12 protein-coding genes are annotated in these 12,322 nt (G+C 64.6%); 6 read left to right on the top strand and 6 right to left on the bottom strand.

The features are described from left to right. Window positions 1-177: 177 nt before the first annotated feature. Together D1Y84_RS15680 and D1Y84_RS15675 are read left to right on the top strand one after the other, a co-directional pair. Window positions 178-1,143: a sugar phosphate isomerase/epimerase gene (locus tag D1Y84_RS15680; protein ID WP_124849524.1), complete on the top strand. Its 966-nt coding sequence runs from the start codon at window positions 178-180 to the stop codon at window positions 1,141-1,143. A 246-nt stretch (window positions 1,144-1,389) separates the two neighbouring features. Next, window positions 1,390-1,665 (top strand): hypothetical protein, encoded by a 276-nt coding sequence (locus D1Y84_RS15675; protein ID WP_124849523.1) that lies wholly within the window; start codon window positions 1,390-1,392, stop codon window positions 1,663-1,665. Between the two features lie 1,060 nt (window positions 1,666-2,725). Here the strand turns inward: D1Y84_RS15675 and D1Y84_RS15670 are convergent. The 3 genes from D1Y84_RS15670 to D1Y84_RS15660 are packed head-to-tail and all read right to left on the bottom strand — an operon-like array spanning window position 2,726 to window position 5,446. After that, a complete protein-coding gene (locus D1Y84_RS15670) occupies window positions 2,726-3,709 on the bottom strand; it encodes a galactokinase (protein ID WP_124849522.1) in 984 nt (327 codons plus the stop codon). Beyond that, window positions 3,706-4,440 (bottom strand): nucleotidyltransferase family protein, encoded by a 735-nt coding sequence (locus D1Y84_RS15665; protein WP_124849521.1) that lies wholly within the window; start codon window positions 4,438-4,440, stop codon window positions 3,706-3,708. The genes D1Y84_RS15670 and D1Y84_RS15665 overlap by 4 nt, the downstream gene beginning before the upstream one ends. After that, the gene (locus tag D1Y84_RS15660) at window positions 4,433-5,446 is read right to left on the bottom strand and encodes an NAD-dependent epimerase/dehydratase family protein (RefSeq protein WP_124849520.1); all 1,014 of its coding nucleotides are present in this window, start codon (window positions 5,444-5,446) and stop codon (window positions 4,433-4,435) included. Before D1Y84_RS15660 ends, D1Y84_RS15665 begins: the two co-directional genes overlap by 8 nt. A 286-nt stretch (window positions 5,447-5,732) precedes the next feature. Between D1Y84_RS15660 and D1Y84_RS15655 the strand changes: the two genes are divergently transcribed. Further along, window positions 5,733-6,518, top strand: a complete 786-nt coding sequence (locus D1Y84_RS15655; RefSeq protein ID WP_124849519.1) for a transaldolase — start codon at window positions 5,733-5,735, stop codon at window positions 6,516-6,518. A 25-nt stretch (window positions 6,519-6,543) separates the two neighbouring features. Here D1Y84_RS15655 and D1Y84_RS15650 read toward each other — a convergent pair whose 3' ends face one another. The 3 genes from D1Y84_RS15650 to D1Y84_RS15640 form a co-directional block, all read right to left on the bottom strand. Then, on the bottom strand, window positions 6,544-7,182 hold the full coding sequence (locus D1Y84_RS15650; RefSeq protein ID WP_158615515.1) for an HAD-IIIA family hydrolase: 639 nt from the start codon (window positions 7,180-7,182) through the stop codon (window positions 6,544-6,546). Continuing rightward, window positions 7,175-7,783, bottom strand: a complete 609-nt coding sequence (locus D1Y84_RS15645; RefSeq protein ID WP_124849517.1) for an SIS domain-containing protein — start codon at window positions 7,781-7,783, stop codon at window positions 7,175-7,177. Before D1Y84_RS15645 ends, D1Y84_RS15650 begins: the two co-directional genes overlap by 8 nt. Before the next feature lie 156 nt (window positions 7,784-7,939). After that, the gene (locus D1Y84_RS15640) at window positions 7,940-8,740 is read right to left on the bottom strand and encodes a prolipoprotein diacylglyceryl transferase (protein WP_124849516.1); all 801 of its coding nucleotides are present in this window, start codon (window positions 8,738-8,740) and stop codon (window positions 7,940-7,942) included. Window positions 8,741-8,875: 135 nt separating this feature from the next. Here D1Y84_RS15640 and hpt point away from each other — a divergent pair, with 135 nt between their 5' ends. From hpt to D1Y84_RS15625, 3 genes are all read left to right on the top strand, one after another. After that, the gene (gene hpt, locus D1Y84_RS15635) at window positions 8,876-9,421 is read left to right on the top strand and encodes a hypoxanthine phosphoribosyltransferase (RefSeq protein WP_124849515.1); all 546 of its coding nucleotides are present in this window, start codon (window positions 8,876-8,878) and stop codon (window positions 9,419-9,421) included. Between the two features lie 71 nt (window positions 9,422-9,492). After that, complete coding sequence (gene deoC / locus D1Y84_RS15630) at window positions 9,493-10,254, top strand: deoxyribose-phosphate aldolase (RefSeq protein ID WP_124849514.1); 762 nt, start codon at window positions 9,493-9,495, stop codon at window positions 10,252-10,254. A 105-nt stretch (window positions 10,255-10,359) separates the two neighbouring features. Then, window positions 10,360-12,279 (top strand): GAF domain-containing SpoIIE family protein phosphatase, encoded by a 1,920-nt coding sequence (locus tag D1Y84_RS15625; RefSeq protein ID WP_233581467.1) that lies wholly within the window; start codon window positions 10,360-10,362, stop codon window positions 12,277-12,279. Window positions 12,280-12,322 lie beyond the last annotated feature (43 nt).

Genomic DNA, 12,322 nt, shown 5'->3' with positions numbered 1-12,322 from the left:
AGTTCACCCTCGCGCCATCGCCATTTCATCCTGTCACCCCGGAGCGACGCGCGCTGTCATCCTGAGCAAAGCGAAGGATCTGCGGTCGCCCGCACACCACATCCCGGCCCTTGACCATTCGCCGCCCTGCTCGCGTACGGTAGTACAGGGCAGCCAGGCTCCCCCGGAGACACGCCGATGCGACTCGGACTCTTTACCGCGGTGTTCAACCAGCTTTCCTTCGATCAACTGTTACCGCGGCTCAGGCACTACCCACAGATCACCGCGCTCGAACTCGGCTGTGGCGGTTGGCCCGGCGCCAGCCACATCGACCCTGCTTCCCTTCTGGCCAACCCCTCCGAGGCCAGGACCTACCGCGCGCGTCTTGCGGACGCCGGCCTCGCCATCAGCGCGCTCGCCTGCCACGGCAACCCCGTGCATCCCGTCGCTGCCACTGCCGCCGCCTACGACCACGCCTTTCGCCAGTCCGTGCAACTCGCCGAGCTGCTGTCTGTACCCACGGTTGTTACGTTTTCCGGCTGCCCCGGCGGCGCTCCCACCGACACGACCCCCAACTGGATCACTGCAGCCTGGCCGCCTGAGTACCTCGAGTCCCTGGACTGGCAGTGGAACCAGCGCCTCATTCCCTACTGGCGCGAGGCCGAGCAGTTCGCCCGCAACGCCGGCGTCCGGGTCGCGCTCGAGGCACACCCCGGCTTCTGCGTGTACACCCCCGAAACCCTGCTCCAGCTACGCGCCGCCACGGGCCCATCGCTCGGCATCAATCTCGATCCAAGCCACTTCTGGTGGCAGGGCATCCACATCCCCGCAGCCATCCGCACACTCGGCGACGCCATCTTCCACTTTCACGCGAAAGACGTCTCCCTCAACCCCCTCACCACGGCGGCCAACGGCGTGCTCGACACCAAGAGCTACCTGCGCATGCAGGACCGCTCCTGGCTGTTTCGCAGCGTGGGCTGCGGCCACGATGAGCTGGAGTGGAAGCAGATCATCGCCGCGCTGCGGCTTGCCGGCTATGATGGGGTTGTCAGCATCGAGCACGAGGACGCTTTGGCCTCCACCCACGAAGGCCTGTCCACCGCCATTGCCATGCTCAGCCGCGTGCTGCTCACCGAGCCGCCTACCGAAGCATGGTGGGCGTGACCAGCAAGCATGGTGGACCTGACCAGCGAGTCTACCGAATCTGGCTCCTCATGTCGGGTCACTCGCGCGGTGATGGCTCTCTTGGAGGTTCCCAGGCTTGCAGGCCAGGATTGTTCGAGCTCTCTTCCTGCGCAAAAGCCTTGAGGTTTTGCCGGGCGTAGTCCGTGCTTTGCGTCCGGGATGCTTGTCTCACCCCTTTCGAAGCTATCGGCCACCGATTATGATCCGGTGCAGGAGGCACTTGCCATGTTCCCTGCCGGATGGACCCCTTTTGGAGGCAACCGATGGTCCATGCTTGGATGGCTGCTGATCGGTCCGGTGTACCTGGATAGCCTGCACCATGGGCCGTCCCCGCTATCGCACCGGCTGGCGTGGGCTGCCGTCGACGTGTCGGCCGCCGCTCTCCTGTACTTCGGCGAGCGAGACGAAAAGAAGAAACGCACTGCACACCGCAGGAAGGTCGACCTTCGGCACTCAGAGGACGAGACACGCGACGTTCCTTCCCAGGATCGCCAGGGCTGACATCCCATCCTTTGCCTGAAGGCTTCGAAGCGTACTCTCCGACCCATCAGCCAGCGACGAGGCAAGCCCGGGAACCGACCCGCGCAACGACCCTGGCGGCCTGCCGCCAGCCAGCATCGCACAGCCCGTCACGGACAAGCGGCTCCCGACCCACTCTCGCCCGGAAGCGCGGCGAACACCGACCGCGACATGCCCGCGTGTTCCCCCAGGCGTCTGCATGCTTCGGACCCCCACGCCGGCCCTGTTCCTATCTCCACGCAAAGCGCTATCAGAACCTGCCCATCGCAAAATCGGCCAACCGCTTGCCACCCGATTGAGCAAGAAGACGATTCCCTAGCCATTCACCCGACGCATCGAGAAGCCGGGCATGCAACCGGAAAAAGAACCACCTGTCCTGTTCCCAGAGTGCCCGCTGCACGCTACCCTCCGGGGCAGGGCCATGCGGGAATCAACCCGCTCATCACGCGGGTCCGGAACACGCATATGGCTCGGAGTCCGTGGCGTTCATGGCAGGTCGCGCCAGACGTCCACGCTGAAACCGCGGAGCGGCGGAACCGCACGAGCGCCGTGACGTGCCAACCCGGTTGCTGGCGAAAGACTCGGAATCATCCCCCGCACCCCAGGCAATAGGTATCGCAAGGTGTCCAGATATCGGTGCTGCCATGCCTCGGACACTGCAGCGCGGCATGCGCAGAAGGCTCGTGCCATCTACCCAGGGTTGACCACCCCCACGCATCCGGCACGAACCAGACGAACCCCGTGCCGTCCGAGTGAACTCCACAAGCAAACACCGCCGCAATCCGCAGGCGCACATCTTACCGGAAACCGCCACAATCCAGTGGCACGCATAAACATGCAGCGACTGAAATTGGATTTTGCAACTGGCGCGTTATCTTGTGCATAGTTATGCACCACCTTCGCAAACCCTGCATATTTATAAAACGACTTTTCGCCATGTGCACAAAATCGTGTCACTTTTGCCTAAAAATGCCAGCTTTCCGCGCTTCCGCCGCATCCGTCAAAACCGCCGCCCCAGGCCACTTCGCCCCCATCCGCTCTGCTAGTTCCGCAGCATCACCACCGACCCATCGAAGTCAAACTGGAAGCTCATCTCGTCTACACCGGCCTCCTGCATCACGCCCCGCAAACGCTTGCGATCCGCGCACTGCAACAGCAGGAAGCCCGAGCCACCCGCGCCCACCAGCTTGCCACCCGTTGCCCCGCCGGCCCCGCGTGCCAGCTCGTACAACTCGTCCACCCGGCTGCTGCTCATGCCTTCGCTGCGCTGCCGCTTGCGCAACCAATGCTCGTGCATGATCGCGCCATACGACAGCACCGCGCCGCTACACAGCACGCTCTCCGTCTCATAGCCCAGTTGCTTGGCGAAATGGAGGTCCGACAGCATCTTCTTGTCGCGCCCCTCTGACTGCGTCTTCTGCGTCTGCAGCAGCGCCGAGGCCGAGCGCGTCGATCCTACAAAAAACAGCATCAGGCTCTCCTCGAGCTCCCGCATCGTGGACTCCGGGAGATTCAGCGGCGCCACACCCACGCTGCCATCGCGCCGGTAGTCCTGGCACAGCAGCCCGCCATAGGCGGCGATGTACTGGTCCTGCTTGCCCACTGGCTGCTGCAGCCGGTTCATCTCGATTTCCACCGCTTCCTGAGCCAGCGTTTCGCTCGCTACGTGCTTCTGCCGGTACGCATACAACGCATGCAGCAACCCCACCGTGAAGGTCCCGGAGGAGCCAAGCCCCGTGCCCGCCGGCACATCCGCGACGCTGCCCAACTCCACGCGATCGCCAATGCCGTGCATCTTCAGCGCTTCGCGAAACAGCGGATGCTTGATCGCGTCGACTGTCTCCGCATGCTCCGTATCCGAGTACTTGAGAAAGTAGCCCGCGAAGAACGAGCGGTTCGCCGTGATGTACACGTACTTGTTAATGGCCGCTGAGATGACAAAGCCACCGAACTCGCGATAGTACGAAGGCAGATCGGTACCGCCGCCTCCCAGTGAAATGCGTAAAGGTGTTCTCGCGATAATCATGCGCTTCGCTCCGGCTGTGTACGCTGCGCCCGGAGCACACGGCCCATCTCCAGCAGGCCCTCGGGCGAGCCAATTTCATAAAATCGCTCGCTGACTTCAAAGCCAGCCAGCTGTTCGCGCTCCAGCAGCGCGGCCGTCACAGCAGCCAGGTCGAAGCGCTCGCCCGCAGTCCAGCGCGCAAACGCATCCGCGCGAAAGCAGTTCAGCCCGTAGTCGATATGCAGCATCTCTGGCGTCTGCTGCTGTTTCGCGTACGCAATGATCCGGCCCGCTTCAAACTGTACGTTGCTCGTGTCCCACCGGCCTTCGTTGCGATACACCGTCATCATGCCGGCACGACCCTGTGCCACAAACGCCGCCCACACTGCCTTGAGCGAAACCTTCAGGTACGAGTCTCCATACATCACCAGGAACGCCGGTCCGAGCAGCGGCAACGCGTTCAAAAGCGCGCCGCCTGTGCCCAGCGGCGCAGCCCCGTCCGGCGAGTACGTAACCGCACAGCCCCACGCGGAGCCATCGCCCACATAGGCACGTACCTGTTCTTCAAAGTGCCCGCAGCACACCACGATTCGTCGCACCCCTTGCGCCGTCAGCAGTCGGAGCTGGTGCCCGATGAACGGCTCACCATCCACCAGCAGCATCGACTTGGCACGGTGCAGCGTAGCCGGGCGCATCCGCGTCGCCATGCCCCCAGCCAGCAGCGCCACCACCGGCAGCGCGTCCTCACGCATGCAGCACCCTTTCCTCCACCCGCAATCCGTCCAGGGCGGCGCGGATCGCTTCGCGACTGCTCCACCGCGACTCCCAGCCCAGCGCTCGGATCCGGTCGCTGTTCAGCCGAACCACGGGCACGTCGCCCTTCCAGCCCCGCGAGCCGCCCGTAAACACATACTCGGGCCTTCCGCACAGTCCAAGGCTCGCGACCGCTTCGTCCGCGATCTCCTCGACCGTGATCGCATCCTCGGTCGACACGTTGAACACCTGGTAAGCCTCCGCAGTCCGCTCAGCGGCAAGCAACACCGCGCTCACCACGTCGAGCACGTGAATATACGACTTGCTCTGCTGCCCGTCGCCCAGAATGCGCAGCGTGGTCGGATCGTTGGTGAGTCTCCGCAGAAAGTCAAAGCCCACGCCGTGCGTCTGCCGCGGTCCCACCACGTTGGCGAACCGAAAAGCACAGGCCCGCAGTCCGAACATGGCGCAGTAGCTTGCGATCAATGCCTCCCCCGCAAGCTTGCTCGCTCCGTAAGTCGACACCGGCTGAAACAATCCCGCGTCTTCCCGCACCGGCGTGAGCCCAAGCTCCCCGTACACGCCGCTGCCGGATGCGTACAGCAGCTGCGGTACGCCCGCTCGCCGCATCGCTTCGACCACGTTGTTTGTCAAAAGCGTGCCCTGGTAAAAATCCACCTCAGGCTCGGTGGCCGCGCGGGCTATGTCTGGGTTGGAAGCCAGGTGGATCACGACGTCGTGATCCATCATCGCCCCCGCAAGACGCGGGAGGTCGCTCACCTCCGCGTGCACCACCGTCAAGCGCTTGTCTGCTAGGTGCTGCTCGTAATGCCAGGAGCGGCCTGAAGAGAAGTTGTCGTAGATCGTGACCTTGCGCGCAAGCTCCGGCTCCGACAGCAAGTGGTCCACGAAGTGGCTGCCGATAAAGCCTGCCCCGCCCACGATGAAGTAGTTCCTGCCCCGCCGGGCGAAAGCCTCCGGCTGCTGAAACGCCAGCAATGTCATACGCCAAGCCCCTCCCCCGCGCGGCCCGCCTTGCAGGCACAGGCTCAAACGCCCATACGCAAGGCATCGGCCCAGCTGGCTCCGCTCTCATCAAAAAATCAGGAATATTGCAGCGAGCATACCGCGTTCCCCCGCCACCTGCTCCCGAAGAGCGCAACTTTCTTCCCATCAGGGGACTTTCGTAATCGCATCGGTGACGAATCCAGGAGTGCGTTTGTGCCGCTCCTCCTACATTCGCCATAGCGCTCACACACACTTACAAATCGTTCCCTCCGAGGACAAACACATGAATTTCAGCACCGACCTACAGGTGAAATTGTTTTGCGACGCCGCCGATATAGAAAGCCTTCTGACCATGTACAGCAAGCCTTATATCAAGGGCTTCACCACCAATCCCACGTTGATGCACAAGGCAGGAGTGAAGGACTTCAGCGCTTTTGCACACGCCGTGCTCACCGCCATCCCCGACCTGCCGGTCTCCTTCGAGGTCTTCGCGGATGATGAAGCAGGCATGGAGCGGCAGGCTCGCCTGATCGCCTCCTGGGGGCGCAACGTCTATGTCAAGATCCCTGTCACCAACACGCAGGGTTTCTCCACTATGCCGCTCGTGCGCCGCCTGTCCCGCGACGGCATCGCTCTGAACGTCACGGCGCTTATGACACTTGAACAGGTGGGACGCGTAGCCGCCGCACTCGATCCAAACGCCAGGGCTATCGTCTCCGTGTTCGCCGGGCGTATCGCGGACACGGGCGTGGATCCGGTTCCGCTCATGCGCCGCGCGGTCGAGATCCTGGAAGAGCGCCCGCTCGCCGAGCTGCTCTGGGCCAGTTCGCGCGAACTGCTCAATGTCTTCCATGCCGAGGAATCAGGCACGCACATCATCACCGCCACGCCAGAGATCCTCTCCAAGCTCGCGCTGGTCGGCAAGGATCTCACGGCGTTTTCTCTGGAGACGGTGCGGATGCTCTACAAGGACGCCATGCTGGCGGGCTATGCTCTGAACGATCGTCCGGCGGGGCGAGCATTGCCTGCGATCCGGCGGCCTATGCCGCAGCCTGGCCTCGCTTCCTAAAGGAGTTCAGCCGCGCTGTGCAGCGCTACACCCTCTCGCGAACAGCCGAGAGGATCTGCTGCACAGCGTCGGCCAGGCCCATGCTTCCGACGTCGACCTGCGCCGGGTCGGGCGCTATTCGCTCCTGCCTCGTATCGACCCAGGCCGTCCGTACCCCGGCCGCTCGTCCGCAGGCCATGTCCGTCGCCCGATCCCCGATCATCCAGCACTCCCGCAACGCCAAGTTGTGCGCGCGCGCTGCCTCCAGCAGAAAATAGGGCTCAGGCTTGCGGCACACACAGCCACCGTCGCGCCCAGGCGCGACGCCTGCCTGCGGAAAGTCCGGATGGTGCGTGCAATAAAACGCGTCCGCCAGCTCCAGGCCGGCAGACGCCAGAAGTGCGACCAGTTTGCGGTGCATGGACGCAAGCGTGCCCGGGCGCGATTTGCCCTTCGCCTCGTTCGGTTGATTGGACACAACGAACAGGAGAAAGCCAGCCCCACTCAGCCGGGCGAGGGCGGGCAGCACATCCGGGCAGAGTGCGAATTCCGCAGGCGTGCGCGGGCTCTCCCAGGCGCCCGTATCGGCGTAGAAGACGTTGCGATTCAGAACCCCATCGCGATCCAGGAAGACAGCCCGCCGCTGCGGCGCAAGCCCCGCGGTGATTTGCACCTCGTTACGCAACCGCAGGCGCCGTGCTCTCCCACTTCATCTCGCGCGCCCGCAGCATCGGGTGCGATACCAGCAGGTGCCAGATCACAGCCTGGAACGCCTCCACCAGCGCCGTCACTGTATCGGCCGACAACGTCGGGATAACAATGGCCTCGTCCGCCACCTGTGCCGTGTAGCCGCCATCCCGTCCTACAATACCCAGGATGCGCGCGCCCACTTCCTCTGCCAGTCGCACACTGTTGACCAGGTTCATGCTGATGTTGTTTGCAATGGAGCCGCCACCCACCGAGAACACAAAGAGCATGTCCTTCTCGCAAAGCCGGCTGCCGCGCAGCCAGTTCGCGTAGCAGCTGTCCCAGCCGTCATCATTGATGCGCGCGGTCAGCTCGGACACGTTGTCCGACGGCGAGTACGCCTCAATCCCGGCAATCTTGCGGAAGTCGTTCACTGCATGGCCGGCATGGCCTGCGCCGCCGCCAACGCCGAGGAAGAACAGCCGTCCGCCCCGTTCCCGTACCTCCACAAGCATCTGCAACATGCGGTGGATCTGTGCTTCCGGTATGCTGCCTGCGATTGCGCAGGCCTCCTGGAGAAATCGCTGAGTGTAGGTCATCTGTCGCCCCTGGCCGCGCTTTCAACCCTGCGGACCTGGCAACCTATCGGCATCCGGCCCGCAACGGTTCACGTTGCAGGCCGATTATTTTCGCGAACTCAGCCTTCTTCCAGGTGCCTACGACCTTCGGGCAGTCTCCCCCACGTGCCGGCCCTCCTAGTGGGCCGCTTCTTCCACTGGCATCACAGGCTCATCGCGCAGCACCGCTGCGATGCTGTGCCTCCCCGCGTACGCCACCAGCAGCAGCCCGGCCGCCATGCTGCCCACGCTCGCGACCTGCGCATTGCTCAGCCCCCAGTAGATCCGAGGGTTCAGGCGGATGAACTCCACCAGGAACCTTGCCGCGCCACTCAGCACCAGGTACTCCCCAGTGATCCGCCCGGCATTTAGCAGCCTCCCTGCGGCCGGCCGGCTTCTGCGCCACAGGTAGACCGCGATCCCCAACGCGACCAGGCACTCGTACAACGGCGTCGGGTGCACCGGGTAGTTCACCGGGTCGATCCCATGGGGAAAGCTCATGGCCCACGGCAGGTTGCTCGCGATGCCGTAATCGCCATCCCCTGACGTGAAGCAGCCGATCCGCCCTATTCCGTAGCCCAGCGCCGCCGACGGCGCGCACAGGTCAAGCATCGACAGGCTGCGCACCCGCACCTCGCGCGCCTGCCACAGCAGCGCCACGATGCCGCCCACCAACCCGCCAAACCACGCAAGTCCGGCACGGTCCAGCAGCACCTCTGGATGCGCGATCAGCAAGGCCGGATCCTGCAGCACGTGCCAAAGCTTCGCTCCCAGTACCCCGGCAATCGTGGCAATTGCGATAATGCCGACCGCATCGCCCGGCAGCGCGTAACGGCGGAGGTTGCGATGCAGCAAAAAGCCTGCGCTCAGCGCAGCCAGGGCCAGCATCAGGCCGAAGGTAGGCAGCGCGAAGCGGCCGATATGCAGAAAAGGGATCATAGGCGGTTCTTCAGTATAAAACGCGGGCGCAGACCGTATGGCGCGCCCTCTGCCTCGCGCCGCCCACATACACTATGCTGGATCGAGATATTCCCGCTGCCGCGCGCATGCGCTTCTCCACCCCGAAAGAGGACGATGGCTACTCCCTCCCCGCTGCCCATCCTTTACACGCAGGCCCAGATCCAGACCCGGGTGGCCGAACTCGGGGCCGTGATCTCCCGCGACTTCGCTGGCCAGAGCATCGTGCTGGTCGGTGTGCTCAAGGGCGCCGCCATCTTTCTCGCCGACCTAGCCCGGCACATCCAGCTCGACTGCACCTTTGACTTCGTGTCGGTCTCGAGCTACGGCAAGGGCACCACATCGAACGGACAGGTCAAGCTCATCAAGGACATCGACGAGTCCATCGAAGGCAAAAACGTCATCCTCGTCGAAGACATCCTCGACACCGGCCTGACACTCTCTTTCCTGCGCAAGATCCTCACACAGCACCACCCCCGCGTGCTGCGCCTCGCCGCGCTGCTCGACAAGCCCAGCCGCCGCCTCGAACCCATCGAAGCAGACTACGTCGGCTTTCAGATCCCGAACCACTTCGTGATCGGCTACGGTATGGACTTCGCCGAGCGCTACCGCAACCTTGCCGACATCTGCCTGATGCCCGCTTCGCCCGAACCCTCCGCCTGACCACCCGCCGGCCACGCACCCCGGCCAGCCCCACCGCACCTGAAAGCTCACCTCAAACCAAACGAGCGCGCATGTATTCCGACACACCCAGCCCATCAGCCCGGCCCGCCTCACCGCCGGCCGAGCTCTCCCAGGCCGAGATCCTCTCCACCTTCCCGGACGCCCGCACGCTTGCCAGCACGCTCGATCACACCCTGCTCAAGCCCGAGGCCACCCGCGACCAGGTGCTCGCCCTCGCACTCGAGGCAGCCGAGCACCGCTTCGCCTGCGCCATGGTCAATCCCGCCTGGGTTCCCAGCGCCCATGCAGCCCTCTTCGGCACGGGCGTGCGGGTGGGCACCGTCATCGGTTTTCCGCTCGGGGCCTCCTTGTCCACGACCAAACTCACGGAAGCGCACGATGTGCTCAAGGCCGGTGCGCTCGACGTCGACATGGTCCTCAACATCGGGGCGCTCCGCTCAGGCCTGCTCCAGGTGGTCGGTGACGAAATTGCGGAGATCGCACGCGCCACGCACGGCGAGGGCGCCATCCTCAAGGTGATCCTCGAAACCTGCCTGCTTTCCGACGAAGAAAAGCGACAGGCCGCCGAGCTCTGTCTCGAAGCGGGCGCCGACTTCGTCAAAACCAGTACCGGGTTCTCGACCGGCGGCGCCACGGTGGCAGACATCTACCTGCTGCGCTCCATTGTGGGCCAGCGGTGCGGCGTCAAGGCATCCGGGGGCATCCGAACCCTCAACGACGCCATCGCCATGGCCGCGGCCGGTGCCGGCCGCATCGGCGCCAGCGCCTCGGTCGCCATCCTTCGGGCGTATCAGCAGTCCACTCGCCCGTAGAGTCCGCATGCAACCGCCCAAGAGGCGCGCTATCATGCTGGTCAAGCGTGCATCGCCGTCCGCGGGCGACGCCCCAACGTTTCAGCTTCAGGACCGAGGAGAGGAGTGAGCGAAGAGCAGAACAATCCGTCGCCTGAAGTCGACGATCTCCATACCCTGGAATCGTTCCGCACCTGCGACGCTTCTGCCCTGCCCGCCGCCTCTGCCTACCGTGAGCTCAGCCCCGCCGCCGAGCCGGATCGCACCCTGTCGGCCCTGGAGTCGCTTCCGCCCGTCACCGCGCAGCCCCCCATGGCGACGGAGTTCCTGATCCGCCTGGCCGAAACCCTCAACACCACGCTCGACCTCCGCACCCTGCTCAAGCAGACCGCCGAGCTGGTCCGCGCCGTCCTCGACTTCCGCATCTTCGCCATCTTCCTGATCAACGAGCGCACCGGCGAGCTGCGCATGCGCTTCCAGATCGGCCACGAAGCCGAAGCAGAGCGCATCCGCCTCAAGATCGGCCAGGGTATCGTCGGCCGCGTCGCCGAAACCCGCCAGGCCCTGCTGGTCAACGACGTCAGCCGCTCCACCGACTACTACGAAGCCAACCCACGCGTCTGCTCCGAGCTCGCCGTGCCGCTCATCGTCAAGGGCCGCATCATCGGCGTCATCGACATCGAGAGCGAACAGCTCAACTACTTTCGGCCCGAGCACCTCCACCTGCTCACCCTCACCGCCTCGCGCATCTCGCAGGCAATCGAAAACGCCCGGCTTTACTCACGCGTCGCCCGCCAGGCGCAGACTCTCCGCGTGCTCAACGACATTTCCCGCGAGTTCACCTCGATCCTCGATCTGCCCATGCTGTTCCAGCGCATCGGCGAACTGCTGCTGCGCTTGGTGGACTTCCAGTTCTTCACCATCTGGATCATCAACGAGAACGACGGCGTGCTGGAGAGCCGCTTCGCCACCCGCTTTGGCGAGCCCATCGCCGTGCACGAGCGCCTGCCCGTCAATCGCGGGCTCGTCGGCGAGGCCATTGAGCATGGCACCCTGGTCAACGCTCCGGACGTGCGCAAGGACGAGCGCTACCACATGCAGAACCGCGAAACGCGCTCCGAGCTGATCGTCCCGCTCATGTACCAGAGCCTCGTGATTGGCCTGCTTGATCTCGAACACACGCGCGCCAACTACTTCAACGAAGACCACGAGCGCACCCTCACCACGCTCGCCGCGCAGATCGCCATCTCCATCGAGAACGCCCGGCTGTACCAGCGCGTCGCCCAGCAGGAGCAGCGGCTCGAGCATGACCTCGACATGGCGCGCGAGGTGCAGCTGCGCCTGCTGCCGCACGTGGCCCCGCAGCATGAGCATGCCGAGTTCGCCGCACGCTTCCTGCCCGCGCGCGCCATCGGTGGCGACCTCTACGACTTTCTGCGCTACAGCCCCACCAGCTCCGCCGTCGCGCTCGGCGACGTCAGCGGCAAGGCCGCGCCGGCCGCCCTGTACGCGGCACTGGTCAGCGGCATCATGCGCTCCGCCGGCAGCAATCACCTGGGCCCGGCCGAGATGCTGGCCCTGCTCAATGACTCGCTCCAGGAGCGCCACGTCACCTCGCAGTACGTCGCCATGGTCTATGCCGTGTGGAACGACGAGAACATGACGCTGCAGATCGCCAACGCCGGCGCCACCCAGCCCCTGTTCTACCGCGCACGCGGCGGCTCGGCGCACGGCGGCCCCGGCACGCTCGACATCGTCCAGGCTGAAGGCTTCCCGCTCGGCATGTTCCCTTCCGTCGCCTACGAGGAGATTTCGCTCGCCGCCCGCCCCGGCGACGCCCTCATCTTCCTGAGCGACGGCATCACCGACGCGCAGAATCCCGAAGGCGAAATGTTCGGTCTCGAGCGCGTCATGGACCTGGTCCGCCGCAACTGCAAGACCAGCGCCGCCGAGCTCGCCTCCATCCTGCTCGGCGCGGTCAGCGCCTTCCAGGGCGGCGCCGAACGGTTCGATGACGAAACCGTGGTCGTGCTGCGCGTCCGCTGACCGACCTCTTGCGCCTTCCCCGAGCCGTCCCCACGCCGACCCA

This window comes from Acidipila sp. EB88 (genome assembly GCF_003858395.1).
Classification (GTDB): Bacteria; Acidobacteriota; Terriglobia; order Terriglobales; family Acidobacteriaceae; genus EB88.
This window is presented reverse-complemented; position numbering and strand designations above follow the sequence as displayed.